27 protein-coding genes are annotated in these 24,502 nt (G+C 73.8%); 19 read left to right on the forward strand and 8 right to left on the reverse strand.

The features are described 5' to 3' along the window. Positions 1-40: 40 nt before the first annotated feature. Positions 41-325: a UBP-type zinc finger domain-containing protein gene (locus AC1C2W_RS15840; RefSeq protein ID WP_495390479.1), complete on the reverse strand. Its 285-nt coding sequence runs from the start codon at positions 323-325 to the stop codon at positions 41-43. Between the two features lie 152 nt (positions 326-477). Between AC1C2W_RS15840 and AC1C2W_RS15845 the strand changes: the two genes are divergently transcribed. After that, positions 478-2,205, forward strand: a complete 1,728-nt coding sequence (locus AC1C2W_RS15845; protein ID WP_495390480.1) for an NAD(P)/FAD-dependent oxidoreductase — start codon at positions 478-480, stop codon at positions 2,203-2,205. Between the two features lie 49 nt (positions 2,206-2,254). Continuing rightward, entirely contained in the window at positions 2,255-5,044 is a 2,790-nt protein-coding gene (locus AC1C2W_RS15850; protein WP_495413645.1) for a cation-translocating P-type ATPase, read from the forward strand. On the opposite strand, the gene AC1C2W_RS15855 is transcribed toward AC1C2W_RS15850, so the two are convergent. Continuing rightward, the gene (locus tag AC1C2W_RS15855; RefSeq protein ID WP_495413646.1) at positions 5,016-6,215 is read right to left on the reverse strand and encodes an epoxide hydrolase family protein; all 1,200 of its coding nucleotides are present in this window, start codon (positions 6,213-6,215) and stop codon (positions 5,016-5,018) included. The two genes, AC1C2W_RS15850 and AC1C2W_RS15855, sit on opposite strands and share 29 nt — an antisense overlap. Before the next feature lie 103 nt (positions 6,216-6,318). Here AC1C2W_RS15855 and AC1C2W_RS15860 point away from each other — a divergent pair, with 103 nt between their 5' ends. From AC1C2W_RS15860 to AC1C2W_RS15885, 6 genes are all read left to right on the forward strand, one after another. Continuing rightward, positions 6,319-6,927 carry a CGNR zinc finger domain-containing protein gene (locus AC1C2W_RS15860; protein ID WP_495413647.1) on the forward strand — a complete coding sequence of 203 codons (609 nt, stop codon included), beginning with the start codon at positions 6,319-6,321 and terminating at the stop codon, positions 6,925-6,927. Between the two features lie 98 nt (positions 6,928-7,025). After that, positions 7,026-7,328 (forward strand): hypothetical protein, encoded by a 303-nt coding sequence (locus AC1C2W_RS15865; RefSeq protein ID WP_495413648.1) that lies wholly within the window; start codon positions 7,026-7,028, stop codon positions 7,326-7,328. Between the two features lie 115 nt (positions 7,329-7,443). After that, a complete protein-coding gene (locus AC1C2W_RS15870; RefSeq protein ID WP_495413759.1) occupies positions 7,444-8,904 on the forward strand; it encodes a basic amino acid/polyamine antiporter in 1,461 nt (486 codons plus the stop codon). Between the two features lie 63 nt (positions 8,905-8,967). Next, positions 8,968-10,230, forward strand: coding sequence for an arginine deiminase (locus AC1C2W_RS15875; RefSeq protein WP_495413649.1), 1,263 nt, complete (start codon positions 8,968-8,970; stop codon positions 10,228-10,230). 29 nt (positions 10,231-10,259) lie between these two features. Beyond that, positions 10,260-10,748 (forward strand): isochorismatase family protein, encoded by a 489-nt coding sequence (locus AC1C2W_RS15880; protein WP_495413650.1) that lies wholly within the window; start codon positions 10,260-10,262, stop codon positions 10,746-10,748. A 59-nt stretch (positions 10,749-10,807) separates the two neighbouring features. Beyond that, positions 10,808-11,272 (forward strand): DUF2255 family protein, encoded by a 465-nt coding sequence (locus tag AC1C2W_RS15885; RefSeq protein WP_495390487.1) that lies wholly within the window; start codon positions 10,808-10,810, stop codon positions 11,270-11,272. Here AC1C2W_RS15885 and AC1C2W_RS15890 read toward each other — a convergent pair. Beyond that, positions 11,239-11,478: a hypothetical protein gene (locus tag AC1C2W_RS15890; RefSeq protein ID WP_495413651.1), complete on the reverse strand. Its 240-nt coding sequence runs from the start codon at positions 11,476-11,478 to the stop codon at positions 11,239-11,241. The two genes, AC1C2W_RS15885 and AC1C2W_RS15890, sit on opposite strands and share 34 nt — an antisense overlap. Before the next feature lie 159 nt (positions 11,479-11,637). Here AC1C2W_RS15890 and AC1C2W_RS15895 point away from each other — a divergent pair, with 159 nt between their 5' ends. Continuing rightward, positions 11,638-12,192 (forward strand): sensor histidine kinase, encoded by a 555-nt coding sequence (locus AC1C2W_RS15895; RefSeq protein ID WP_495413652.1) that lies wholly within the window; start codon positions 11,638-11,640, stop codon positions 12,190-12,192. Here AC1C2W_RS15895 and AC1C2W_RS15900 read toward each other — a convergent pair. Next, positions 12,182-13,684: an HNH endonuclease signature motif containing protein gene (locus AC1C2W_RS15900; protein ID WP_495413653.1), complete on the reverse strand. Its 1,503-nt coding sequence runs from the start codon at positions 13,682-13,684 to the stop codon at positions 12,182-12,184. The genes AC1C2W_RS15895 and AC1C2W_RS15900 overlap by 11 nt on opposite strands. A 160-nt stretch (positions 13,685-13,844) precedes the next feature. On the opposite strand from AC1C2W_RS15900, the gene AC1C2W_RS15905 reads away from it, so the two are divergent. Next, positions 13,845-14,903 carry a S66 family peptidase gene (locus AC1C2W_RS15905; RefSeq protein ID WP_495413654.1) on the forward strand — a complete coding sequence of 353 codons (1,059 nt, stop codon included), beginning with the start codon at positions 13,845-13,847 and terminating at the stop codon, positions 14,901-14,903. A 136-nt stretch (positions 14,904-15,039) separates the two neighbouring features. Next, entirely contained in the window at positions 15,040-15,273 is a 234-nt protein-coding gene (locus AC1C2W_RS15910) for a hypothetical protein (protein WP_495413655.1), read from the forward strand. A gap of 44 nt (positions 15,274-15,317) precedes the next feature. Here the strand turns inward: AC1C2W_RS15910 and AC1C2W_RS15915 are convergent, their stop codons facing one another. Further along, entirely contained in the window at positions 15,318-15,815 is a 498-nt protein-coding gene (locus tag AC1C2W_RS15915) for a MarR family winged helix-turn-helix transcriptional regulator (RefSeq protein WP_495390494.1), read from the reverse strand. A gap of 116 nt (positions 15,816-15,931) precedes the next feature. Between AC1C2W_RS15915 and AC1C2W_RS15920 the strand changes: the two genes are divergently transcribed. After that, positions 15,932-16,564 (forward strand): FMN-dependent NADH-azoreductase, encoded by a 633-nt coding sequence (locus AC1C2W_RS15920; protein WP_495390495.1) that lies wholly within the window; start codon positions 15,932-15,934, stop codon positions 16,562-16,564. Between the two features lie 22 nt (positions 16,565-16,586). Here AC1C2W_RS15920 and AC1C2W_RS15925 read toward each other — a convergent pair whose 3' ends face one another. Beyond that, positions 16,587-17,186: a TetR/AcrR family transcriptional regulator gene (locus tag AC1C2W_RS15925; RefSeq protein WP_495390496.1), complete on the reverse strand. Its 600-nt coding sequence runs from the start codon at positions 17,184-17,186 to the stop codon at positions 16,587-16,589. A 127-nt stretch (positions 17,187-17,313) separates the two neighbouring features. Between AC1C2W_RS15925 and AC1C2W_RS15930 the strand changes: the two genes are divergently transcribed. From AC1C2W_RS15930 to AC1C2W_RS15945, 4 genes are all read left to right on the forward strand, one after another. Beyond that, positions 17,314-19,161 (forward strand): flavin-containing monooxygenase, encoded by a 1,848-nt coding sequence (locus tag AC1C2W_RS15930; protein WP_495413656.1) that lies wholly within the window; start codon positions 17,314-17,316, stop codon positions 19,159-19,161. A 3-nt stretch (positions 19,162-19,164) separates the two neighbouring features. Further along, the gene (locus tag AC1C2W_RS15935; RefSeq protein WP_495413657.1) at positions 19,165-20,202 is read left to right on the forward strand and encodes an SMP-30/gluconolactonase/LRE family protein; all 1,038 of its coding nucleotides are present in this window, start codon (positions 19,165-19,167) and stop codon (positions 20,200-20,202) included. 49 nt (positions 20,203-20,251) lie between these two features. After that, on the forward strand, positions 20,252-20,908 hold the full coding sequence (locus AC1C2W_RS15940; RefSeq protein ID WP_495413658.1) for a glutamine amidotransferase-related protein: 657 nt from the start codon (positions 20,252-20,254) through the stop codon (positions 20,906-20,908). Positions 20,909-20,986: 78 nt separating this feature from the next. Beyond that, positions 20,987-21,376, forward strand: coding sequence for a nuclear transport factor 2 family protein (locus AC1C2W_RS15945; RefSeq protein ID WP_495390500.1), 390 nt, complete (start codon positions 20,987-20,989; stop codon positions 21,374-21,376). A 4-nt stretch (positions 21,377-21,380) separates the two neighbouring features. On the opposite strand, the gene AC1C2W_RS15950 is transcribed toward AC1C2W_RS15945, so the two are convergent. Beyond that, on the reverse strand, positions 21,381-22,181 hold the full coding sequence (locus tag AC1C2W_RS15950; RefSeq protein WP_495413659.1) for an isocitrate lyase/PEP mutase family protein: 801 nt from the start codon (positions 22,179-22,181) through the stop codon (positions 21,381-21,383). A 118-nt stretch (positions 22,182-22,299) separates the two neighbouring features. Between AC1C2W_RS15950 and AC1C2W_RS15955 the strand changes: the two genes are divergently transcribed. Together AC1C2W_RS15955 and AC1C2W_RS15960 are read left to right on the forward strand one after the other, a co-directional pair. Beyond that, positions 22,300-22,662 carry a YidH family protein gene (locus AC1C2W_RS15955; RefSeq protein WP_495390502.1) on the forward strand — a complete coding sequence of 121 codons (363 nt, stop codon included), beginning with the start codon at positions 22,300-22,302 and terminating at the stop codon, positions 22,660-22,662. Positions 22,663-22,672: 10 nt separating this feature from the next. Further along, positions 22,673-23,017, forward strand: coding sequence for a DUF202 domain-containing protein (locus AC1C2W_RS15960; RefSeq protein WP_495390503.1), 345 nt, complete (start codon positions 22,673-22,675; stop codon positions 23,015-23,017). Positions 23,018-23,211: 194 nt separating this feature from the next. Here the strand turns inward: AC1C2W_RS15960 and AC1C2W_RS15965 are convergent, their stop codons facing one another. Beyond that, entirely contained in the window at positions 23,212-23,631 is a 420-nt protein-coding gene (locus AC1C2W_RS15965) for a hypothetical protein (protein WP_495390504.1), read from the reverse strand. A 65-nt stretch (positions 23,632-23,696) separates the two neighbouring features. Here AC1C2W_RS15965 and AC1C2W_RS15970 point away from each other — a divergent pair, with 65 nt between their 5' ends. Then, positions 23,697-24,434, forward strand: coding sequence for a metalloregulator ArsR/SmtB family transcription factor (locus AC1C2W_RS15970; protein ID WP_495413660.1), 738 nt, complete (start codon positions 23,697-23,699; stop codon positions 24,432-24,434). Positions 24,435-24,502: the final 68 nt, after the last annotated feature.

The following is a 24,502-nucleotide window of genomic DNA, read 5'->3' on the forward strand; positions in this document are numbered from 1 at the left end:
GTGTCATTCTCGGCGTCGTGGGGTGGTTCACACCGCCGTGTCAGATCGCGGGCATCTGCCGCCCGGGGATCGACACCTCGTCCACGAAGCAGTAGCCCCAGTACTCGCCGGGCTCGATCGAGTGCATCACCGGGTGGCCGGTCGCGTGGAAGTGCGCGGTCGCGTGCTTCGCCGGCGACGAGTCGCAGCAGCCGACGTGCCCGCACTCCAGGCACGCACGCAGGTGCACCCATGTGCCGCCGACGGCCACGCACTCGGGGCACACGTCGGTGGCCTCCGGTGCGACCGGGACGATCTGGCCGATGTGCACGCAGGTGTCCGTCATCTCAGGTCCTTGTCGGTTCGGGAGTCGTTCGGGAGTCGTTCGGGGGTTGTCCGGATGTCGTCCGCCCGTGGTTCGGGTGCCGCGCCGGGGCGGGGCCCGTCCAGCCTGGCCCCGGGGAGCGCGCCCGGCAAGGCGCCGCCTACGCTGACCGCATGTCCGAGCACGCCGAGTCCTCCGACGACCGCCCCGTGATCCTGCTCGTCGCGGCCGACCACGCGGACGTCGCCGAGCAGGAGCTGCGCGCCCGCTACGACCGCGACTACCGGATCGAGTGCGCGGGCACGGGCGCCGAGGCCCTGGACCTGCTGCGCGACCTGGTCGGGGCACGAGTACCCATCGCGATGGTCGCCGCCGAGAACCGGCTGCCCGACGGCGGCGCCATCGAGCTGCTGCACCAGGTCCCCGCCGTCGTCTCGACCGCCCGGCGGGTGGCGCTGCTCCCGACCGAGGAGTACGCCGACGCCCTCGACGCGATGCGCGCCGCCGCACTGCGCCGTGACATGGACACGTTCGTGGGCATCCCGCGCGGCGCGCGCGACGAGGAGTTCCACATCGCCCTGGTGGAGCTGCTCTCCGAGTGGGGCTGGTCGGTGGCCCGGCCCACCGTGACGGCCACCGACATCGTCGCGCGGAGCGGGGACCGCACGGCGGCCGCGATCCGCGACCTCGTGGAGCGACTCGGCATCCCCAACCGGATCCTCGACCCGGAGGGCGACGAGGGCCGGGCGATCGTCGAGGCCGCCGGCCCGGACGCGGCGCTGCCCGTCGTCCGGGCGATGAACGGCCGCGTCCTCGCGGGGGCCACCCCGGCCGCCTTCGCCGAGGCGATGTACGGCGGCTTCGACTCGATCCCCGAGGGCTCGGTGGCGGACGTCGTCGTGGTGGGCGCCGGCCCGGCCGGGCTCGCGGCGGCCGTCTACGCGGCGTCCGAGGGGCTGTCGACCGTGGTGCTGGAGCGCGACGCCATCGGCGGACAGGCCGGGTCGAGCTCGATGATCCGCAACTACCTCGGCTTCCCGCGCGGGATCTCGGGGATGCGGCTCGCGCAGCGCTCCCGCGTGCAGGCCGGCCGCTTCGGCGCCCGCTTCTACACCGGGCGCCCTGCCGGACAGATCGAGCCCGGCCCGGCGGACGAACCCGAGCACCACCACGTGCACGTCGACGGGATGCAGATGTGCGCCCGCACCGTCGTCCTGGCGACAGGCGTCTCCTACCGGCGGCTCGGGGTGCCCGGCATCGACGACCTCGTCGGCGCCGGCGTGTACTACGGCGCGGCCAGCTCGATGGCCCGCGAGATGCAGGACCGGGACGTGTGCGTGGTCGGCGGCGGCAACGCCGCCGGGCAGGCCGCCGTGCACCTCGCGAAGTTCGCCGGCTCGGTGTCGATCCTGGCGCGGCGGTCGGGGCTCGCCGAGACGATGTCGGACTACCTGGTGCGGGAGATCGAGGCGACGCCGAACATCGCGGTGCGCCCGCACACGGCGGTGGTCGACGGCGGGGGCGACGGGCGCCTGCAGTGGCTCTTCACCGAGGACCTGGACACCGGCGAGCGGTCCAAGACGCACGCGGACGGCCTGTTCTGTCTGCTCGGCGCCGAGCCGGACTGCGGCTGGCTTCCCGACGACCTCGCCCTCGACGACCACGGCTTCGTGCTCACCGGCCGCGACGTGCCCCAGGAGTCCTGGGTGGACGGCCGCCCGCCCGCGAGCCTCGAGACCACCCTGCGCGGCGTGTTCGCCGTCGGCGACGTGCGCACCGGGTCGATGAAGCGCGTCGCGTCCGCCAGCGGCGAGGGGGCGTCGGTGCTCCCGCTCGTGCACGCGCACCTCGCCTGGCTGCGCGAGCAGGAGTTCGGCGGCGGGCCCGAAGTGCCTCGCTGACCTGTGCGGTCGTCGCGCGCGAACGGGCGATCGCGAGTGGAATGGCGCCATGGCACCTGCGCAGGACATCGCCTCCGACCTCGCGCCGTGGTCGCTGCCGCCCGAGGCGGTGCTTGCCGCGCTCGATGCCGACGACGGCGGGCTCGCATCGTCCGACGCGGCGGCACGGCTGGAGCAGGTGGGGCCCAACCGGCTGCCGCCGCCGCAGCGCGACCCGCTGTGGAAGCGGATCCTCGTGCACTTCGACGACGTGCTGATCTACGTGCTGCTGCTCGCGGCGGTGCTCAAGGCGATCCTCGGTGACTGGGTGGACTTCACCGTCATCCTCGCCGTCGCCGTGATCAACGCGGCGATCGGCTTCATCCAGGAAGGCCGGGCGGAGAGCGCGCTCGACGCGATCCGCACCATGCTGTCCGTGCACGCGGAGGCGCGGCGCGACGGCGCGTGGGCGAAGGTGGAGGCCGAGGGCCTGGTGCCGGGCGACGTGGTGCGGGTGCGCTCCGGCGACCGCGTCCCGGCGGACGTGCGGCTGCTGAGCGCCACCAACCTGCGGGTCGAGGAGTCGGCGCTCACCGGCGAGTCCGTGGCGGCCTCCAAGCGGGTCGACGCCGTCGGCCACGACGCGGGGGTCGGCGACCGCACCAGCATGCTGTTCTCCGGCACCCTCGTGGCGGCCGGCCAGGGCGTGGGCGTGGTGACCGCCACCGGGTCGGCCACGGAGATCGGCCGCATCCAGACGATGATCTCCGAGGTCAGATCCCTGGAGACCCCGCTGACCCGCCAGCTCGACAAGTTCGGCAAGGCGATCGCCGTGATGATCGTCGTGATGGCCGTGGTGATGGTGCTCATCGGGCGGCTGGTGCACCACTTCACCGTGGCGGAGCTGGTCTCGGCGTCGATCGGCTTCGCCGTGGCCGCGGTGCCCGAGGGCCTGCCCGCCCTCGTGACGATCACGCTGGCCCTGGGCGTGCAGCAGATGGCGCGACGTCGGGCGATCACGCGCAAGCTGCCCGCCGTCGAGACGCTCGGGTCCGTCACCACCATCTGCTCCGACAAGACCGGGACGCTCACCAAGAACGAGATGACGGCGCGAACGGTCCGCACCGGGGGCCGGGAGTTCGCCGTCTCGGGGGCCGGGTACGCGCCCGAGGGCGAGATCACGCTCGCGCAGGGCGCCTCGCCGTCGGCCCGTCCCTCTGCCACGCATGACGTCGCGCCCCGGCGCGCCGACCTCGCGGGCGACCCGGACCTCGCGGCCGTCGCGACGGTGATGATGCTGTGCAACGACGCCCGCGTGGTGCCCGGCGGGCCGGAGGGCGGGTCGGACGGGGGGCCGGAGGGTGGCGCGGGCTGGCGGCTGGTGGGCGAGCCGACCGAGGGCGCGCTGCGCACGCTCGGCATGAAGGCGGGGTTCGACACCCGCGGCTGGTCCCGCGTGGACCTGGTGCCGTTCGAGTCCGAGAACAAGTTCATGGCCACCCTCGACCGCGACGCCGACGGCGGGCTGCACGTGCACCTCAAGGGCGCGCCTGACCGGGTGCTGGACCGGTGCGCCACCCAGACCGGCCCGACCGGCGCCGCCGAGCCGCTCGACCGCGCGTTCTGGGAGGCGCAGATCGACGCCATCGGCGGCCAGGGCCTGCGCGTGCTGGCCGCGGCCCGGCGCCGCGCCGACGCCCCGCCGGTCGAGCTTGCCGAGACCCTCACGGACCTCGAGCTGTGCGGCCTGGTCGGCATCGTCGACCCGCCGCGACCCGAGGCGATCGACGCCATCGCACAGTGCCGCGAGGCCGGCATCGCCGTCACCATGATCACGGGCGACCACGCGGGCACCGCGGTCGCGATCGGCCGGGAGATGGGCATCGTCCCGGCGCCCTCCGAGGGCGCCGAGGCGCCGCCGGTGCTCACGGGCCCCGAGCTCGAGGCGATGACCACCGAGCAGCTGCGCGCCGTCGTGCGGGACGTCCACGTGTACGCGCGCACGAGCCCGGAGCACAAGATCCGCATCGTCTCGGCGCTGCAGGCGCACGGCGAGGTGGTCGCGATGACGGGCGACGGCGTCAACGACGCCCCGGCGCTCACGCAGGCCGACGTCGGCGTGGCGATGGGCATCAAGGGCACGGAGGCCACCAAGGAGGCCGCCGAGGTGGTGCTCGCCGACGACAACTTCGCCACCATCGAACGGGCCGTGGAGGAGGGGCGGCGGATCTACGACAACATCCGCAAGTCGGTGCTCTTCCTGCTGCCCACCAACGGCGCGCAGTCGCTGGTGATCCTCGTGGCGGTGCTGTTCGGCCTCACGCTGCCGCTCGCGCCCGTGCAGGTGCTGTGGATCAACATGATCACCGCGGTGACGCTGTCGCTGGGGCTGGCGTACGAGAAGGCCGAGCCGGACGTCATGGGGCGGCCGCCGCGCGACCCCAGGGCGTCGATCCTGGACGCGGTGTTCCTGCGGCGCATCCTCATCGTGTCCCTGCTGATCGGCGGCGCCACGATGGTCGTGTTCTACCTCGAGCGGGCGCAGGAGGCGCCGCTGGCCGAGGCGCAGACGACGGCCGTCACGATGCTCGCCCTGGGCCAGCTCGCCTACCTGTTCAGCTGCCGCTTCCTCGACCGGTCGAGCCTCACGCTCGACGTGCTGCGGGGCAACCGGGTGATTTGGATCTCCGCGGTCGCGCTGATCGCCCTGCAGTGCGTCTTCGTCTACGCGCCGTTCATGCACTCCTGGTTCGACTCGGCGCCCATCGGCCTCGCCGAGTGGGGCAAGACCCTCGCCGCGGCTGTCGTCGTCTTCCTCCTCGTCGAGGCGGTCAAGGCGCTGGGTCGCCGCCGCCACTGACGCGAGGGGCGGCCAGCACTGCCGCGAGTCCTTCCTGCAGGTCCTTGACGAAGTAGCCGGGCACCTCCAGCGACGGGAAGTGTCCCCCGGCCTCGGGCGTCCTCCATCGGACGATCTGTCGGTAGCGCTGTTCGGCCCAGGGGCGCGGACACTTCTCGACGTCGCGGGGATACATCGTGAGCGCCGCCGGGACGTCGACCCGGAGGTCGGGGTCCAGCGAGTTGTGGCTCTCGTAGTAGATGCGGGCCGCCGAGGCGCCGGTCCGCGTCAGCCAGTACAGGGTGACGTCGTCAAGCACCCTGTCCAGGGAGATCGTCTCGAACGGGCTGTCCTCGGTGTCCGACCACTCGGCGAACTTGTCGAGGATCCAGGCGAGGAGCCCGACCGGTGAGTCGACGAGCGCGTAGCCGATCGTCTGCGGTCGGGTCGCCTGCTGCTTCGCGTACGCCCCGCGGCGGCGCCAGAAGTCACGGGTCTCCTCGGTCCACTCGCGCTCGAGGGCCGTCAGCCCGTCCGTCGTCAGCCCGGGCGGCCCCTCCGCGAACGTGGTGTGGATGCCGAGGACGTGCTCCGGGAACCGGCCGGCGAGCACCGTGGTGATGTTCCCGCCCCAGTCGCCGCCGTGGGCGAGGAACCTGTCGTGGCCGAGCCGTCCCATCAGCTCCACCCAGGCGGCCGCGATCTTCTCGGTTCCCCACCCGGTGGTGGCCGGCCTGTCGCTGTAACCAAAACCCGGGAGCGACGGGACCACGACGTGGAACGCCGGCGCGGCTGCGTCCTTCGGATCTGCCAGCTCGTCGACGACATCGATGAACCGGACGATGCTGTCCGGCCAGCCGTGCGTCAAGAGCAGGGGAGTGGCGTCTTCCCGCGGGGAGCGGCGGTGCAGGAAGTGGATTCCCAGGTCGTCGATGGTCGTGCGGAACTGGCCGATCTCGTGGAGGCGCTCTTCGAACGACCGCCAGTCGTACCCGGTGCGCCAGTAGTCCACGACGTCGACGAGGTCGGCGAGCGGAACGCCCTGGTCCCACCGGCGAGGGTCGGGCGCCGGGCGGTAGACCGTCTCCGCCTCCGGCAGCCGCGCCGCGGCCAGCCGCGCGCGCAGGTCCTCGAGGTCGGCCTCCGGCGCGTGGGCTTCGAACGCCTGCACGTCGTGGGTCGGGCTGGGCATGAGACCTCCTGGTCGTCGCGGGAACCGGCGAGCATCGATGCGAACCGGCTAAGACGGTTCTACCAGCCGTTCGCCGCGGCGTGCAACCGGCTATGGTGGTTCCGTGCCCGCAGAGTTCCCTGACTTCCGCCTCGGGAGCGTGTTGGCGACCAGCTTCACGGCGACCCTGACGGAGCGTCGTGGCGACCCGGTGGAGCGCATCCCCACGCCGCAGCGGCTCGTCGACTGGCTGGCGGTGAACGGCCTCGCCGTGGACTCCTGCACCACCGCCCAGCTCGACCTCGCGCGGGAGCTGAGGGAGTCGATCCACGCCGCCGCGACAGCGGCCGCGACCCACGACGCGCTCCCCGCGTCCGCCGTCCACGTCATCAACGAGCGCAGCGTCCAGGGCCGGGCCGCGGCCGTCCTGACGTTCGAGGGCGGCCGGGTGTGGCGACTCAGCTCGGCGTCCCGCGTGGAGGATGCCCTCGGCGTCATCGCCGCCGACGCGATCAGCATCATCTCCGGCGAACGAGACGGAAAGCTGGCCCTGTGCGCGTCGCCGACGTGCCAGGCCGCCTTTTTCGACACCAGTCAGAGCCGCACCCGCAGGTGGTGCGACATGAACACGTGCGGGAACCGGCAGAAGAAGGCGCGCTTCCAGGCCAACCAGCGCAAGCACGGGACCGCCGCGCGGGCGGGCGTCGCACCAACCCCTCGCGTGCCCGTCTGAGCCGAACCATAGGCCTGGCCCCGGCGCCGGCCAGGTGTCAGCAACCCGTTCCCGGCCTACGTCGTCCTGACCCGACGCCTACAGGCAGGAGCGCCATCATGACCAGCGCGTCCGCAGGCAGGGAGCACCACCAGCGCCGCGACCAGCTCTCGCCGGGCCAGCGGGCCGACCGCCTCAAGGAGCGCGTGTACGTCACCATCGCGGCGCTGGCGGTGGTGCTCGTCATGCGCGGCCATGCCGAGGGGATCGAGCCCGGCCGGGCGGCGTCCACCCTGCTCATCACCGTCGCCGCGGGCGATCGCGGGGTGGTCGGCGCGGCCGGCCGGGCGGGTCTTCTCCCCGGCTGGACCCGGGAGTGTCGGTCCCGGCGGGCGACCTGGTGGCCGTCGTCGACCGGTTGACACGACGGCCGTCTCGGCGCGCGGACCTGCCCTGATGGTGCAACGATCGGCCGCAGCAACAGCGCTACCACGCCCCGGTGACGACCAGCCGCCGTGACTTCAGGAGGACATGAAGATGGCGCACGAGGGCACCGCGACGTCGGCGAACGCCACGACGAGCGGGACGACGAAGGTCTCGCTGCTGACGCTGACGGCGATGGTCGTCGGGTCGATGGTCGGCGCCGGTGTGTTCTCGCTGCCGCGCCGGTTCGCGCAGGAGACGGGCGTCATGGGCGCCCTCATCGCGTGGGTGGTGGCCGGCGCGGGCATGCTGATGCTCGCGTTCGTCTTCCAGCGCCTCGCGATGCGCAAGCCCGACCTCGACGCCGGCGTCTACGCCTACGCGAAGGCGGGCTTCGGCGAGTACACGGGCTTCTTCGCCGCCGCCGGCTACTGGGCCAGCGCGTGCGTCGGCAACGTCGTCTACTGGGTGCTCATCACGTCGACGCTGGGCCAGTGGATCCCCGCGCTCGGCGAGGGGGACACCGTCCTGGCGCTCGTGTGCTCCGCCGTCGGCCTGTGGCTGTTCTTCCTGCTGGTGCGGCGCGGGATCAAGGAGGCGACGGCGATCAACCGGATCGTCACGGTCGCCAAGCTCATCCCGATCATCGTCTTCGTGCTGCTCGCGCTGTTCGTCTTCGACCCGTCCGCCTTCGCGGAGAACTGGGGCGGGGCGGACTACGCCGGCTCCCTGTTCGACCAGGTGCGCGGCACGATGCTGGTGACGGTCTTCGTGTTCCTCGGCGTCGAGGGGGCGAGCGTCTACTCCCGGCATGCGAAGCGCCGCGAGGACGTCGGCCGCGCCACGATCCTGGGGTTCGTGAGCGTGCTCGCGATCTTCGCGTCCGTGACCATCGTTTCCTACGGCATCATGCCGATGGGCGAGATCGCCGAGCTGCGCCAGCCGTCGATGGCGGGCGTGCTCGAGGCGGCCGTCGGCGACTGGGGCAGCGTCTTCGTCGGCGTCGGGCTGATCATCTCGGTGCTCGGCGCGTACCTGGCGTGGACGCTGATGGCGGCCGAGGTGCTGTTCGTGGCCGCCAAGGACCGCGACATGCCCCGCTTCCTCGCCCGCCAGACGGACCAGGACGTGCCGGTGAACGCCCTCCTGCTGAGCACGTCGCTCTCGACGGTCGTGCTGGTCCTGACGTACTTCTCCGAGGACGCGTTCGACTTCGCGCTCGACATGACCGCCGTCATGACCCTCATCCCGTTCCTGCTCGCGGCGCTCTACGCCGTCAAGCTCCGCGCGACGCGCGAGACCTACGACGGCGCTCGCCCCGCCACGCTGCGCGGGGACATGGTGGTCGCGGTGCTCGCGACGGCCTACACCGCGTTCCTGGTCTTCGCGGCCGGGATCGGCCTCCTGCTGGTCTCGTTCATCTTCTACGCCCCGGCCACGATCCTGTTCGTCATGACGCGTCGCGAGCAGCGGCGCAAGGTCTTCACCCCCGCCGAGCTGACCCTGTTCGTGGTGGTGGTCGCCATCGCGGTGGTCGCCGTCGTCGGGCTCGTCACCGGGTGGATCTCGATCTGACCCCACCGCGCCGTCACCGGCTCGGCACTGTCGTCATCTCCGCCGACGAAAGGTTGCTCTCCCATGACCACCGCCCCGTCCACGCAGACGTCCCGCGCCCACGGCGTCCACTCGGAGGTCGGCCGGCTCCGCAAGGTGCTGGTGTGTGCGCCGGGCCTCGCGCACGAGCGGCTCACGCCCACGAACTCCGACGAGCTGCTGTTCGACGACGTCATGTGGGTGGAGTCCGCGCAGCGCGACCACCTGGACTTCGTGAACAAGCTGACCAACCGGGGCGTGGAGGTCGTGGAGCTGCACGACCTGCTGGCGCAGACGATGGCGATCCCCGAGGCCCGGGACTGGCTGCTGGACCGCAAGGTGGTGCCGAACCGCGTGGGGCTCGGCCTCGTGGACGGCACGCGGGCGTACCTCGAGTCGCTGACGGAGCGCGAGCTGTCCCGGTTCCTCGTCGGCGGCCTGTCGACGCACGACCTGCCCGCCGAGTTCCGCTCCGACTACGTGAACCTGGCGCGCGAGTCCACGGGCACCCCCGAGTACCTGCTGCCCCCGCTGCCCAACACGCTCTACACGCGCGACACGACGTGCTGGGTCTACGGCGGGCTCACCCTCAACCCGCTGTACTGGCCGGCGCGCAAGGACGAGACGCTGCTGATGAAGGCGATCTACGCCTTCCACCCGGAGTACGTGGGCTCCACCGTGTGGTGGGGCGACCCGGAGCAGGACTGGGCCCAGGCGACCATCGAGGGCGGCGACGTCATGCCGGTCGGCAACGGCACCGTGCTGATCGGCATGAGCGAGCGCACGTCGCGGCAGGGCATTTCCCAGCTCGCCAAGGCGCTCTTCGACGCGGGCGCGGCCGAGCAGGTCGTGGTGGCCGGGATGCCGCGCCTGCGCGCGGCGATGCACCTGGACACCGTGTTCACGTTCGCGGACCGCGACCTCGTGACCGTGCACCCGACGATCGTGAACGGCATCCACTCCTTCACCCTGCGCCCGTCCGACAAGACGCCGGGCGTCGAGGTGACGGACGAGGGCGACACCCCGTTCGTCGACGTCGTGGCCCGGTCGCTCGGGCTGCCGCGGCTGCGGGTGGTCGAGACCGCCGGCGACGCGTACGCGTCCGAACGCCAGCAGTGGGACTCCGGGAACAACGCCGTCGCGCTCGAGCCCGGCGTCGTGTTCACCTACGACCGCAACACGCTGACCAACGCCGCGCTGCGCCGGGCCGGGGTCGAGGTGATCACGATCGTCGGCGCAGAGCTGGGTAGGGGCCGCGGCGGCGGGCACTGCATGACCTGCCCGATCGTGCGCGACCCGCTGGACTGACGGGCGGGTCGCCGCCAGTATGTCCCCCCATGACGACAGCGCTGGTGCTCATCGACCTCATGCCCCGCATCGTGGGGCTGCCCCTGGAGCCGTACTCGGGCGAGGACGTGCTGCGCCGGTGCCGGCAGCTCGCCATCGCCGCCCGCGCCCGCGGCGAGGTCGTGGCCCTGGTGCGCGTCGACCGCCCGGGGGTGGACGAGCAGCCGCCGGGCAGCGACCTCGTGGAGGGCCTGGCCGAGCCCGACGACGTGCTCGTGGTGAAGCACGCCGTCGGCGCCTTCCACCACACCGACCTCCACGGCCGGCTCCAGGCCCGCGGGGTCACCTCGCTGGTGCTCGCGGGCCTGGTCACCACCATGGGCGTCGAGTCCACCGCCCGCTCGGCATCCGACCTCGACTACGAGCTGGAGTTCGTCGAGGACGCGATGTCCGGCCTCGCCGGGGACGAGCACGAGATGGCGGTGCGCCGCACGTTCCCGCGCTTCGGCCGGGTGCGCACCACCGCCGACTACCTCTGAGCACGAACTCGCACGAACCGGGCGGAATACCCGTGGCCCAGGTCACTGTTCGACCCGTCGTGACCCTGCTGACGCGCGCCGCCTCGTTCCTGCACGAACTCGACATCCTCGACACCCTCGCGGCCGCGACGGCCGTGCAGGTCGTCTCCGCGCGCGAACCCGGCCGGCCGCAGCGCGGCTGGGTGGTGCAGCTGGGTCACGACCTGTACGTGCGCTCGTCGCCCGACGCGGTGCGGCATGCCGGTGGCGGGCGGGCGCACCTCCAGATCGACGGCACCCGCCAGCCCGTCGTGCTCGCCGAGGTGGCGCCGGAGCTGCACTCCCTGCTCGACGACGCTTACGTGGCGAAGTACGGCCGCTGCGCGCCGGAGAAGGTCGGCGAGGTCACCTCCGACCGCGCCGCCGCGGGCACGTTCCGTGTGCGGCTGCGGCGGCCGTCCTGGTCGGAGCGGCTCGAGGCCGCGCTCGACTCCGCGCGCGCGTGGCGCGGTCAGCGCGCCGAGGTGCCCTGCCCCACCTGCTGAGGTCGGAGGGCGGCGAGCGGCGCCGCCTCCTCGAGGCGGGCGTCGAGCATCCGCACCGTGGCGTCGACGGTGGCCAGCGTGGACGCGTCGTGCGAGACGAGGAGCGTGGCGGCGCCGGACTCGCGGGCCAGGCCGGTGATGAGCTCGACCACCTGCGTGCCGCGCTCGTGGTCGAGCGCCGACGTGGGCTCGTCGACGAGCAGCACCTCGGGCCGCCGGACCAGGGCGCGCGTGGGGTCGCCGCGTGGTGCGGCTGCACGACCGGTCGGTCGAACCCCCCGCGGGGCCTGGTGGCCGGACGCCGCGTGGGTCGTCGGCCTCGTGGTGCCGTGGGTGGTGCTGCTGTGGCTCTCGCCGGCGGCGCTGTGGATCGCGTTCCCGCTGATGCTGCTGCAGATGCACGTCCTCGGGCCGCACCGCGGTGTCGTCGCGGTGGCGCTGACGACGGTGCTCGCCGTGGCCGCCGGCGGCGCACGGTCGAGGAGCTGACGCAGGCGCGCCAGCACCTCACCCAGGCCGAGCGGGAGCGCGCGGTCACGGACGAGCGCGCCCGGCTGGCCCGGGACATCCACGACACGCTCGCGCAGTCGCTCTCCGCCATCGAGCTGCTGCTGCGGGCCGCCGACGACGCCATCCGCGCCGACGACGAGCGGGCGTGCACCCTCGTCGGCCAGGCGCGCGACGCGGCGCGGGACCGCCTCGCCGAGGCGCGCCGCGTGGTCCGGGACCTCACCCCGACCGACCTCGAGCGCACCACGCTGCTCGCGGCGCTGCGGACCATGGCAGACCGGACGGTGACCGCCTACAACGACACCAGCGGCATCGATCTCACCGAGGCTGCGAGCGTGAAGATGCAGCTCAACGCCACCAGGACCTGGCCGGCGACATCTGCACAAGGTCAGTCTTCCGTCACCGGGTGACGGCGCGTGCCGAGTGCCGCTCAGCACGGGAGTCCGGCAGGCCAGATGCGTCGAGCGGGGCGGGATCGGCGGGCGAGATGAGCGTGCGGCCGGTGAGGTCGACAGGGTCGGCGACGGGGTCGCGGGACACGCGGCCGGTGGGTGACGTCCAGACGAGCGTGCCGTCGGCGTCCTGCCGGGCGTGCCAGCGCGTCTCGTGCTTCAGCACATGGTGGCGACGACAGAGATGCGCCAGGTTGCCCGCGACGGTGCGACCGCCGTCGGCCCACGCGACGGTGTGGTCGACGTCGCAGCGGACGGGCGGGCGGGTGCACCCCGGGAAGCGGCACGAGCCATCGCGCGAGCGTAGGTACGAGCGCAACGCCGCCGGGACGGTGTAGGTGCCGGCGTCCGTGGTCTGGGCCGCACCGGAGAACGGATCCACCAGCAGCCGACGCAGCGACGGAGCCTCGGCCGTCAGAAACGACGCCATCCCCGGGTCGATCGGGCCGTGCCCGGCCAGCTCTGCCGGGTCGTCCGACCGGCCAAGCAGCGCCAGCACGGGCACCGTGACCTGTACGCGCGGGGCGATCCTTCGGGCGTGGTCGGCGAGGTCTGGCACGAGGCCCGCGGACAGCTCCGCAGCCAAGTCGGTGGCCGGGTCAGTGTCGACCGCCGGCGGGCCCGAGGTGTCCGGGGCGCGTGTGTCCTCGGCGCCGGCGAGCAGCAGGGCGGCGCACGCATCGGCACGGAGCTGAGACAGGGTGCGGTGGTCTCCCACCTCCCGGGCAGTGCGGGCGGTGGTGGTCAGGCGGTCGAGGGCGGCGTGGGCGGTGGTGGCTGGCAGGTAGGCGCTGAGCCAGGCCATGCCGTCGGCGGCCGGGTCGACGAACACGGCGCGCTTCGCCGCCGCCTTCGCGTGCCGTGCTGTGAACGGCTCGGGGTGCGCGCGGTCCCGGGCCCGGCGCAGGCAGGTACGGAACTGGGCCAGGGTCGTCGTCGCCGCCCGGGGTAGGGCCTCGGCCTGCACGGCCGCCCTTGCCTGGGCGTCGGGGAGGTCGGCGAGCACGTCGGCCATCGCCGTCGCGTGGCGGGCGCCGATCCGCCCGCGGCGAAGCTCGGCGAGCGTGGCCGACCCCGACGAGGTCAGGGTCTGCGCCGTCTCGACCAGGTGCTCTGCCTGCTGCTCGCCGACGTGCAGCGTGGTCGCGACGTCCGCCGCGAACGCCCGCCGTGCCAGCTCGTGCTGCCGGGACGTGCCCGCGCGCAGCACCCGGAGCTCCTCGCCCGCCAGCAGGTCAGGCTCGCACCGGACGGCCGCGCGGCGCGTCCGCTCCACGGCCAGGAGCTTCTCGCCCTCCAGGGCGTTGATCCGGGCCTGGACCCGCGCCACGTCTTCGAGCGCGGCCGAGACGTCGTGCACGGTCGTCGGGCCCGTGGGCGAGAGCATGTCGTCCCACGGCGTCGTGACGACCGGCAGGTCGTCGACGACGCTCTCGAGCACTCCGGTCATGCGTCGTCCACCTCCTCGTCGCGACCCACGCAATCGAACACATGTTCGACTCTAGCGGTCGGACGATCATCGCACCAGGCCCGATGCCCGCCTGTGGACAACCTGTCGCCGGCAGGAATCGCGTTGCCCGCTGCGCCGACGGTCGGGCAGAGTCCCGGTCATGACGATCCGCTACCCCCGACCCCTGCGCCCCGGCGACACGATCGGCGTGACCGCGCCGTCGTCGGGCGTCCCTGCCCCGCTCCAGGGCCGGCTGCGGCACGCCGTCGAGGTCGTGCGAGCGCAGGGTTATGACGTCCGGGTCGGCGCGACCGCGACGGGGGAGGGGATCGTCAGCGCCCCCGCCGACGTCCGCGCCGCGGAGCTCACGACCATGCTCACCGACCCGGCCGTGCGCGCCGTGGTGCCGCCGTGGGGCGGGACGCTCGCGGTCGACCTGCTGGGGCGTCTCGACTGGGAGGCGCTCGCGGCCGACCCGACGTGGCTGGTCGGCTACTCGGACGTGTCCACCGTGCTGCTGCCGCTCACGCTGCGCACCGGCGTCGCGACGCTGCACGGGCAGAACCTCATGGACACCCCCTACGACGTGCCCGACGGCCTGCTGGGCTGGTGGGACGTCGCGGCCGCGGAGCAGTCCGACGCGCCGGGCGCCGCGCTCGTGCAGCGGTCCCCGCGCCGCTTCCGGTCCGACGGCTGGGACGACTGGGAGGCGCACCCCGACGCCTCGACCTGGACCTTCGACGACGCCGGGTCGTGGCTGCGGCTCGACGCCGGCGCCGGCGCCGAACCGGACGCGCCGGTCGACGTCTCCGGCCGGCTGATCGGAGGCTGCGTGGACACGGTCGCCCTCCTCGCCGGCACGCCGTACGGCGACGTGCCGCGGTTCGCCGCCGAGCACGCGCCCGAGGGCCTGGTCGTCTACCTGGACATCTGCGAGTGGCGCGCGGACGACGTCGGCCGGGCGATGTGGGCGATGCGCCACGCGGGTTGGTTCGACGCCGCGCACGCGGTGCTGGTCAGCCGCACGCACGCCCCCGCGGCCGACGGCTTCACCCAGCACGACGCGGCCCGCGACGCGCTCGGCGACCTGGGGATCCCGGTGCTCGGCGACGTCGAGTGCGGGCACATGCCGCCGTACCTGGCCCTGGTGAACGGCGCGCTCGCGCGCGTGCAGCACGGCCCGGACGCGTCGGTGATCACGCAGCACCTCGTGGCATGAGGGCACGGGTCGCCCGCGCGAGCGGGTGAGATTCCGGAGCGTCATCTGGGCGTCGTGGGGCGTTCACCTGCGGTTCCGATCCTGAGGCAAGGATCCGGACGGGCGCAGTCCGCGCCCCGACGAACCGGAGGAACACATGACGAACGGAGCGACCTCCCGCCACCACGACCCTGGGGCCCGCGCAGCGCGGGCCCTCGCGGGGTGCGCCGCCGCGGGCGCCCAGGACGCCGCGACCCCGGCCTCCGCGACCCCGGCCGCCTCGTCAGCCTCCGCGGTCCGTACGGCCGTGCCCGTCGACGCGGCCGCGGCGGCCGGGCTCGCCGGGGTGCTCGCCGGGACGACGGGGGTCGTGCTCGACCTCAGCTCCTGAAGGGCGGTGACGGCGCCCGCGGGCGCCGGCAGTCCGGGAGGGCCTCAGCAGTCGGGGAGCATCCTGGCGACCTCGGGAGACGCCTGCGCCACGATCGCGCGGGCGGAGTCGCCCAGGGTGGCGAGCTGCTCGGGAGTGAGGGCGTCGACGACGAGTCGGCGGGCCTCGGCCACGTGCCCGGGCGCGGTCTCGCGGAGCTTCTCCGCGCCCGCCTCGGTGAGAACCGCGGCCGTGCGCCGCCCGGCCTCGTGGCACTCGCGGCGCTCCACCCAGCCCGCGCGCTCGAGGCGGGTCACCGCGTGCGACAGCCGCGACGGCGAGACCTGGGTGAGCGCGGCGAGGTCGGTCATGGGCAGCAGCTTCCCGGGGGAGGTGTCCAGGCCGACGAGGACCTGGTACTCGAACGTGTTCATCCCCGCGTCGCGCTTGAGCTGGGCGTCGAGCGCGGCCGGCAGGGTGAGGAGGAGGGCCATGAGCGCCTTCCAGTCCTGCGACTGGTCGGCCGTCAGGGACGGCACAGCGGTGTCCGTCGTCAAGGTCATGCCCTCGACCCTACCCGTGCCCTTGAATGTTCAAGTCGGTGTGGGTTAACGTTCGCCTTGAACATTCAAATGGCGCCCCGGGCAACCGGCGGCGCACCTTCGCGAGGAGCACCCGCATGACCGTTCTGCGTATCGACGCGAGCATCCAGGGCCCCCGGTCTTCGAGCAGCGCGCTCGCCGACCACGTCACCGAGCAGATCGCCGCCGCGCGCCCGGACGAGACGGTCCGCACCCGGTACCTCGGTGCCGACCCGCTCCCGGCGCACGCCTGGGCGGCCGCCATCGCCGGCGCGCAGCTCCCCGAGGCGGAGCGCAGCCCCCAGGAGGCCGAGTCGATCGCGCTCGCCGCGGAGCTGGTCGAGGAGCTGCGCGAGGCCGACGCCGTCGTGCTCGCCTTCCCGCTCTACAACTGGGGCGTGTCCCAGCACGTCAAGACGTGGGTCGACCTGGTCATCGCCGGGGCGGGCGCGGCCGCCACCCTGCTCGACGGCATCCCGGTCGTCCTGCTCACCACGCGCGGCGGGGCCTACGGCCCCGGAACGCCCAAGGAGGGCTGGGAGCACAGCATCGGCTACCTGCGCCGCATCCTCGAGGACGTCTGGGGCGCGGACCTCACCGTGATCGAGCGCGAGCTGACCCTGGTCGGCGTCAACCCCGCGATGGACGGGCTCGAGGAGCCGGCCGCGCTGGCCCGCAAGCAGGCCGAGGAGGCCGCCGCCGCGGCCGGCCGCGCGCTCGCCACGCGCTGAGCAATGCTCGGACGGGCCGCGGTCAGGAGTCCTGGCCGCGGCCCCGTCGCGTCCCGGGAGCGCGGAGCGGCTCCGTGGTGAACAGCCCGCGGTGCAGGATCTCGCGCACCTGCTGGCCGCGCGGCGCGTCTGTCGCGCGGTCCTCGACCGCGAGCGCGGACATCGCCATGGGCAGCGCGAGCATGACGTGGCGGGTCGTGACCCCGGGATGGACGACGCCGGCCGCCAGACCGCGCTCGAGGAGCGGGTCGAACGTCTCCGCGGTGCGCCGCGCGAGGTCATGGAAGTCGGGGGTCTCGCTGTGGGCGATGAGCAGGGCGAGCGAGGGTGACGCCACCTGCACGTCGAGCACGAAGTGGAAGAGGTCGACCACGTCGTCGTCGCTGCCGGTCAGGTCGGCGGCGCGGGCCTCGATGTCGGCGACGTTCTGCTGCAGGACGGCGGAGGCGAGCGCCTCGCGGCTGACGAAGTGGCGGTGCAGCGTGGTGCGGCTGACCCCGGCGGCGACGGCGATCTCCTCGAGCGGCGCGTCGGGGCCGAGGGCGGCGAAGGTGCGGCGCGCGGCGTCGACGAGGAGCTCGCGGTTGCGCGTCGCGTCCCGTCGGGTCGGTGCCTCGGCCATATGGCGAGGGTAACGAGGGCGGTCGGCCCAGGCCCGGAGGCAGAAACGTACGTTGATGTACGGTTTTGTTGCGGGAGGTGACACCGCCCCTCGCGCCCGACTTCGTGCCACCGACGAGAGGCCCGACTTGACCGCCACGACGACACCCCCGGCCCTGCACGCTGACCTGGGCTTCGACCCCGACGCCCTGCGCGAGAAGTACCGGCAGGAGCGCGACCGGCGTATCCGCCCGGACGGCAACGCCCAGTATCGCCGGGCCGCCGGCGAGTTCGGGTACTACGCGAAGGACCCCTACACCCCGCGGGCCGAGCGCGAGGCGCTCACCGACCGCGTCGAGGTGCTGGTCGTGGGCGGCGGCTTCGGCGGCCTGCTCACGGGCGCGCGGCTGCGCGAGGCCGGTGTCGGGTCGGTGCGCATGATGGACGAGGCCGGGGACTTCGGCGGCACCTGGTACTGGAACCGGTACCCGGGCATCCACTGCGACATCGAGTCGTACGTGTACATGCCGCTGCTGGAGGAGACCGGGTACGTGCCGCGGTGGCGGTACGCCCCCGGCGAGGAGATCCGGCGGCACGCCGTGCGGATCGCCGAGCAGTACGGCCTGTACCGCGACGCCGTCTTCCACACCCGGGTCACCGAGCTGACGTGGGACGAGGACGCCGCCGAGTGGCTCGTGCGCACCGACCGGGGCGACGCGATGCGCGCCCGGCACGTCGTCGTCTCCTCGGGCACGCTCTCCCAGCCGAAGCTGCCCGGTATCCCCGGCATCGAGGACTTCCGCGGCCATACCTTCCACACCAGCCGGTGGGACTACGGCTACACCGGCGGGGGCGGCGACGGCGGACTCACCGGCCTGGCGGACAAGCGGGTCGCCGTGGTCGGCACCGGGGCCACGGGGCTGCAGGCCATCCCGCACGTCGCCCGCGACGCGCAGCACCTGTTCGTCTTCCAGCGCACGCCCTCGTCGGTGGACGTGCGCGACAACCGCCCCACCGACCCGGAGTGGGCGGCCTCGCTCACTCCGGGCTGGCAGCGCGAGCGCATGGAGAACTTCCTCGCGATCCTCGCGGGCGAGGAGGTCGACGAGGACCTCACGCGCGACGGCTGGACCTCCACCGCACGCCTGCAGCGCAAGATGATCAGCGGCGCCGTCGACACGACGCTCGACCCCGAGGAGCGAGAGCGGCTCGACGAGCTCGCGGACTTCGCGAAGATGAACGAGATCCGGGCCCGGGTGGACGACGTCGTCGACGACCCCGCCATCGCCGAGGCGCTCAAGCCCTGGTACCGGTACATGTGCAAGCGCCCCGGGTTCAGCGACCAGTACCTGCAGGCGTTCAACCGGCCGGACGTCACCCTCGTGGACACCGCCGACCACGGCGGGATCACGCGGATGACGGAGACGGGCGTCGTCGTGGGGGACCCGGGCACGGAGGTCGAGTACGAGGTGGACTGCGTCGTCTTCGCCACGGGATTCGAGACGGGCGTCTCCGGCGTGGTGTCGGGCACGCTCCCGGTGCACGGCCGCGGCGGCACCCCGCTGCTCGAGGCGTGGGGCCGCGGCCCGCGGACCCTGCACGGCTTCTACTCCCACGGCTTCCCCAACCTGTTCCACCTGGGGACCATGCAGAACGCGAACTCCGTGAACTTCGTGCACATCCTGTCCGAGCAGGCCGGCCACATCGCCGCCGTCGTCGCCGAGGCGCGCAAGGCCGGCGCCCGCTACGTCGAGCCGACGGCGGAGGCCGTGCAGGGCTGGTGCGACACGATCGCGGAGGTCGCCGTGGACAACGTCGACTTCCAGGCCGAGTGCACGCCCGGCTACTACAACGCCGAGGGCAGGCCGCGCTCTCGTGTGAACGGGTTCAGCCCCGGCCCCGTCGCGTTCCACCGGGTGCTCGCCGAGTGGCGCGAGGGCGGCATGGACGACGTGCTCGTGATGCCCGCGGGCCAGGTCGACCGGGCGGAGGGCTGACCGGTGCGCAGCACGAACAGTGACCGCTCCGGCCGCCCGATCGCCCTGGCGGTGACGGCTGCCCTCGCGCTGCCGCTGGCCGGGTGCGCGGCGTCGCCCGGTGGGTCCGAGGAGGGGGCGGCCGCCGTCCCCGAGCAACAAACCGCCGAGCGCGTGCTCCAGGTGACCTCGGTGCACGACGAGACGGGGATGACCCTGCTCGAGGGCCCGACGTTCGGCGAGGACGGCAGGCTCTACCTCGTCGACGTCACCGCGCCCGCGGGCGACCCCAAGGTGATGGCGATCGACCTGGGGTCGGGCGACGTGAGCCCGGTGTTCACCGACGACTCCGGGGTGTACACGTCGGCACAGTTCGGCCCGCACGACGGGCGGCTGTACCTCACCGACTACGCCGGCGGCCGGGTCATCAGCGTCACGCCCGATGGCGAGGACCCGCAGGTGGTCGCCGAGGGCGAGGTCGACGGTCGCACGACGCAACCGGACGACCTGACGTTCGACGACGCCGGGAACATGTTCGTCACGGACTCGGCGTACACGACGTACCCCGACGCCGAGGCGTCGGGGCGGGTGCTGAGGTTCGACCGGGACACCGGCGAGGCGACCGTGCTTGCCGACCACCAGCCGAACCCCAACGGGATCTCGTTCGACCTCGACGGCGGCGCGCTCTGGGTCAGCCAGCTCGACGCGAACCACATCGACCACCTCATCCTCGACGAGGGCGGAACCGCCGTGACGTCGGGGCACACGGCGATCCACGTCGACGGCGGCACGACGCAGACCGACTCCAACGCCGTCGACGCGGCGGGGAACGTCTACCAGGGCGTGCACGGCGAGCCGCGCATCCTCGTCTACTCCCCGGACGGCACGCCCCTGGCCACGATCGCCGTCCCCGCGGCCGACGAGGGCCTCGAGTCGGCGACGAACCTCGCCATCCGGCCCGGCACGACGGACGCCTACGTGACCGTGAGCGGACCCGCGGGCGGCTTCGTCTATCGGTTCGACGCGCTGGCCGAGGGGGTGCGGCAGTCCAACGGGGGCTGACGCGGCGCCCGCCCGAATGCGTGGCGGCCCGTGCCGGTACGGTGCGGCGATGACCATCGCGCTGCTCGGCGACCACGGCGACCACACCAGCCACCGGGAGCTCGACGCCCTCGTGCCGCGGCTCGCGGACGAGCTCGGCGTCGAGGCCGTGTGGGTGCCGACCGACTCGCCGTTCGACGTCGCCGCGTACGACGGCCTGTGGCTCGTGCCCGGGTCGCCGTACGCGGACGACGCCGCCGTGCTGCGCGCGATCACCGCGGCCCGCGAGGGCGGCGTCCCGTTCCTCGGTACGTGCGCCGGCATGCAGTACGCGGTCGTGGAGCTCGCCCGGAACGTCCTGGGCGGCCCCGCGAGCCATGCCGAGGCCGACGGCGAGGCCGACGACAACGTCGTGGCGGCCCTCGCCTGCTCGCTGTACGGCGAAGAGCGCGTCGTGACGCCGGTCGCGGGCACGCGGTTCGCGTCGTGGGTCGCCGAGCCGTTCGTCGGCATGCACTACTGCCGGTACGCGCCGACGCCGGAGGCCGTGCGGGCCCTGGAGCGCGCGGGCGTCGTGGTCGGCGCCGTCGCGGACGACGCCGGCGCCGAGGTGCTCGAGCTGACCGGCCACCCGTTCTTCGTGGCCAGCCTCTTCCAGCCCCACCTCGGCGCGTCCGCGGGCCTGCCGATCCACCCGCTCGTGCGGGCCTTCGTCGAAGCTCTCTGAGCGCGCCCGGCCCCGGGTCGTCAGCGCGCGGCCCGGGGGCGATGATCGAGCGGTGGGCCCGGCGGACGGAGGTCCGGGATGGGCGAGTACGGCACCGACGACGACGCCGCGGACTTCGCGGCGCTGCTGCGACGCTGGGGCGCCGCAATCGTGGCGAACGACCCGGGCGCCATCGAGGAGTTCGTCGACCCCGGCTGGACGATCGTCGGGGTGGACGGCGAGGTCCAGGAGCGCGCCGGCTTCCTCACGCTCGTCGCCTCGGGGGACCTGGTGCACTCGGAGCTGTCGTCCGAGCTGATCGCGGTGCGCGTGCACGACGACGTCGCGGTCACGCTCGGGCGGGGCGTCTCCGCGGGGACGTGGCGCGGGTCGCCGTTCCGCGACGAGGAATGGTCGGTCGACACGTTCGTGCACGACGACGCCCGGTGGCGCTGCGTGCACACGGTGGTGCTCCCGGCGGGCCGGTGAGGTCTCAGGCGTGGAACGCGCGCCCCATGACCTCGCGCGCTGGGCCCGTGCGGTCGAGGAAGCCGACGTCGCCCGCGAGCAGCTCCCGCGCGGCGGTGACCAGCCCGGACAGGGCGTCCCACGCGAACGTGCCGCCCACGGAGATCCGTGCGACGCCCGCCTCCGCGAGCTCGGCCGGCGTGGGCCCGCCCGCCAGCAGCAGGGCGTTGACCGGCCGGTCGACCTCGCGGCACAGCGTCGCGATCTGACCGGCCTCGCGCAGCCCGGGCGCGTAGAGGACGTCTGCGCCGGCCTGCTGGTACGCCTGCAGCCGGTCGATCGTGTCCGCCAGGTCGCCGCGGCCGTGGAGGTGGTTCTCGCAGCGCGCGGTGAGGACGAGGCCGCCGCCCGACGCTTCGGCGGCCGCCGCGACCCGCTCGACGGCGAGGGAGCGGTCGTAGATCGGGTCGTCGGTGCGACCCGTGTGGTCCTCGATCGAGCACCCGGCCAGGCCCGTCCCGCGCGCGTCGGCCACGGTGCGCGCGACGTCGGCGGGGGAGTCGGCGAAGCCGTTCTCCAGGTCGGCGCTCACCGGCAGGTCGACGGCGGCGACCAGCGCCGCGGCGTTGTCGAGCGCCTCGGCACGGGTGACGGCGCCGTCCGGCCGCCCGAGCGTGGCCGCGAACCCGCTGCTCGTCGTCGCGAGCGCGGTGAACCCGAGAGAGGCCAGGATCCGCGCGGAGCCGGCGTCCCAGGCGTTGGGCAGCAGCAGCGGGTCGCCCGGGCGGTGCAGGGCGAGGAAGGCGGACGCGACGGGGGACGACATGCCGCCGACGCTAGCCACGGCCACCGACGCCCGGCCCGGGGCCTCGCCCGCGGCGGGGACGGTCGCTAGGCTCGGGCCTCGTGACGTGCCGATCCGACCGCGGCGCCGGGAGCGCCGCGTGAGCCGCGAACGCTTCCCGCGCTGGGTCTACGAGAAGGGCACGGAGCCCGACCCCCGGTTCTCCCTCGCGAACGAGCGGACCATCCTCGCGTGGATCCGCACGTCCCTCGGCCTCATCGCGGGCGGCACCGCGCTCGAGGCGCTCGACCTGCCGATGGAGCCGCGGCTGCGGTTGGCTGCGGCGATCGTGCTGCTGGTGGCCGGCGCCCTCGTCCCCGTCGTCTCCGCGATCGAGTGGGCGCGCACGGAGCGCGCGATGCGCGAGCACGGGGCGCTCCCCGGCGCGCTCACGGGGTTCGTGCTGGTGGTCACCGTCTGCGTGGTGGGCATCCTCGTCCTGCTGGCGCTGCTGCTGCGATGACCCAGCAGCGATGACCTCCGACCCGCCGCTCGTCGGCCCCGACCGCGACCGCGGGCTCCAGGCGGAGCGTACGGCCCTCGCCTGGCGCCGCACGCTGCTGTCGTTCGCCGCCGTCTGCCTGGTCGCGGTCCACGCCCTCCCCGGAGTCGAGGCGCCCCTGGCCCTGGCGCTCGTCGCCGCGCTCGCGCTGGCCGCCGTCCCGCCCCTGTGGTGGTTCACCAGGCGCCACGCCCGCCACACGAGCCAACACCTGGCCAGCGACGAGCCGCGGCTGCGGCACGGCCGCCGCATCGCCCTCGTCTGCGCGGGCACCTGCCTGCTGGCGGTCGTGGGCCTCGTGCTGGTCCTGTCCTGAGCGGTCGCCGGGCTGCCGACCCGGCTGCCTCGACGCACCCGGTTCGACGACACCGAGGGACCGTGCGATCTCGACGTCGGACAACGTCGCGAGGGGTCCTCGCCGGGGAGTTGTATCACTCCGTGCAGGAGTGCCGGGGAGTTATATAGCTCCCCAAGCCGCGGGCATCGCACCGTGACCTGAACTGCCGTGCGTCAGCTGGTTGCGCTGGTCCACTCGGCGGCGACCTGGGCGCAGGCCTCCCGGTGGGCGGGGTCGACCACGAGCACGAGGCTCCCGGCGTGGTCGCTGTACTGGACCTCGACGTTCACGCCGGCGTCGGCCAGGAGGCCCGCGACGGTACCGAGCTGGCCGGGGGTCTCCTGGTCGAGGCGCAGCGTCACGACGTCGCGCGCCCGGGCCGCGCCGAGCCCGGCACGCTCGACGGCGGCCAGCGCCGCGTCGCCGTCGGTGACGAGGTAGTGCGCGACGGCGGTGCGGCCCGTGGCGAACACCCCGCCGCCCTCGAGGCTCACGCCCGCGGCGCCGAGGGCGCGTCCGAGGGCGGCGAGGGCACCGGGGCGGTGTTCGAGGACGACCTCGAGGTCTTGCAGGCGGGCGGTGGGTTGCGTCATGCGCCGGACCCTAGGCCGGGAACGGTTCGGCGATGGCCGAACCGTCGTCGTCCTACGGTGGACGGATGAGCGGACGGACGAGTGCGGGCGCGGGCCGGGGAGTGACCGGCGTGGACTTCACGGTGATCGGGCAGGCGCTCGCGGCGCCGGTGCGCTCGACGGTCCTCAACCTCCTGATGGACGGGTCCAGCCGCCCGGCGAGCGAGCTCGCGACGGCGGCGGGCGTGCGGCGCTCGACGGCGAGCGAGCACTTCGCGGCGCTGGTGGAGGCGGGGCTCGTCGTCGCGGAACCCCGCGGCAGGCAGCGGTTCTACCGGCTCGCCGGCGCCGGGGTCGCCGCCGCGCTGGAGGCGCTCGGGGAGCTGTGCCCCCCCGCCCGGTTGGTGAGCCTGCGGCAGTCGGGGGAGGCGCGCCGACTGGCGCGGGCCCGGCTCTGCTACGACCACCTGGCCGGCCGGCTGGGGGTGGCGCTCCGCGACGCGATGGTGGCGCGGGGCTGGCTCGACGGCGACGGGCTCGCCGTCACCGCCGACGGAGAGGACGGCCTGGCTGCCGAGGGGGTCGATGTCGACGCGCTCCGCCGGGCCCGACGCCCGCTCGTCCGTGCCTGCCCCGACTGGACCGAGCGGCGCGAGCACCTCGCAGGCGCCCTCGGCGTCGCCGTCGCCGGCCGGTTCCTCGAGGCGGGGTGGGTGGAGCGACGCGGGACGACGCGCGGGCTGGTCGTCACCGACGCCGGGGTGGCCACGCTCGCCGATCGCTGGCACGTGGGGCGGACGGAGCTCGACGTCGACCGGTCCTGAGGCGTGTGCCGCGGACGGTTGCCCGTGACATCGCGACGCCGTCACCAGCCCCGACGGGCGCGCTCAAG

This window comes from Isoptericola sp. Y581 (genome assembly GCF_059445475.1).

Bases quoted from the DNA above. Each gene is read 5' to 3' on its own strand.
- AC1C2W_RS15840 (WP_495390479.1), bottom strand. From the start codon at position 325: ATGACGGACACCTGCGTGCACATCGGCCAGATCGTCCCGGTCGCACCG.
- AC1C2W_RS15845 (WP_495390480.1), top strand. From the start codon at position 478: ATGTCCGAGCACGCCGAGTCCTCCGACGACCGCCCCGTGATCCTGCTC.
- AC1C2W_RS15850 (WP_495413645.1), top strand. From the start codon at position 2,255: ATGGCACCTGCGCAGGACATCGCCTCCGACCTCGCGCCGTGGTCGCTG.
- AC1C2W_RS15855 (WP_495413646.1), bottom strand. From the start codon at position 6,215: ATGCCCAGCCCGACCCACGACGTGCAGGCGTTCGAAGCCCACGCGCCG.
- AC1C2W_RS15865 (WP_495413648.1), top strand. From the start codon at position 7,026: ATGACCAGCGCGTCCGCAGGCAGGGAGCACCACCAGCGCCGCGACCAG.
- AC1C2W_RS15870 (WP_495413759.1), top strand. From the start codon at position 7,444: ATGGCGCACGAGGGCACCGCGACGTCGGCGAACGCCACGACGAGCGGG.
- AC1C2W_RS15875 (WP_495413649.1), top strand. From the start codon at position 8,968: ATGACCACCGCCCCGTCCACGCAGACGTCCCGCGCCCACGGCGTCCAC.
- AC1C2W_RS15880 (WP_495413650.1), top strand. From the start codon at position 10,260: ATGACGACAGCGCTGGTGCTCATCGACCTCATGCCCCGCATCGTGGGG.
- AC1C2W_RS15900 (WP_495413653.1), bottom strand. From the start codon at position 13,684: ATGACCGGAGTGCTCGAGAGCGTCGTCGACGACCTGCCGGTCGTCACG.
- AC1C2W_RS15905 (WP_495413654.1), top strand. From the start codon at position 13,845: ATGACGATCCGCTACCCCCGACCCCTGCGCCCCGGCGACACGATCGGC.
- AC1C2W_RS15910 (WP_495413655.1), top strand. From the start codon at position 15,040: ATGACGAACGGAGCGACCTCCCGCCACCACGACCCTGGGGCCCGCGCA.
- AC1C2W_RS15915 (WP_495390494.1), bottom strand. From the start codon at position 15,815: ATGACCTTGACGACGGACACCGCTGTGCCGTCCCTGACGGCCGACCAG.
- AC1C2W_RS15920 (WP_495390495.1), top strand. From the start codon at position 15,932: ATGACCGTTCTGCGTATCGACGCGAGCATCCAGGGCCCCCGGTCTTCG.
- AC1C2W_RS15925 (WP_495390496.1), bottom strand. From the start codon at position 17,186: ATGGCCGAGGCACCGACCCGACGGGACGCGACGCGCAACCGCGAGCTC.
- AC1C2W_RS15940 (WP_495413658.1), top strand. From the start codon at position 20,252: ATGACCATCGCGCTGCTCGGCGACCACGGCGACCACACCAGCCACCGG.
- AC1C2W_RS15945 (WP_495390500.1), top strand. From the start codon at position 20,987: ATGGGCGAGTACGGCACCGACGACGACGCCGCGGACTTCGCGGCGCTG.
- AC1C2W_RS15950 (WP_495413659.1), bottom strand. From the start codon at position 22,181: ATGTCGTCCCCCGTCGCGTCCGCCTTCCTCGCCCTGCACCGCCCGGGC.
- AC1C2W_RS15960 (WP_495390503.1), top strand. From the start codon at position 22,673: ATGACCTCCGACCCGCCGCTCGTCGGCCCCGACCGCGACCGCGGGCTC.
- AC1C2W_RS15965 (WP_495390504.1), bottom strand. From the start codon at position 23,631: ATGACGCAACCCACCGCCCGCCTGCAAGACCTCGAGGTCGTCCTCGAA.
- AC1C2W_RS15970 (WP_495413660.1), top strand. From the start codon at position 23,697: ATGAGCGGACGGACGAGTGCGGGCGCGGGCCGGGGAGTGACCGGCGTG.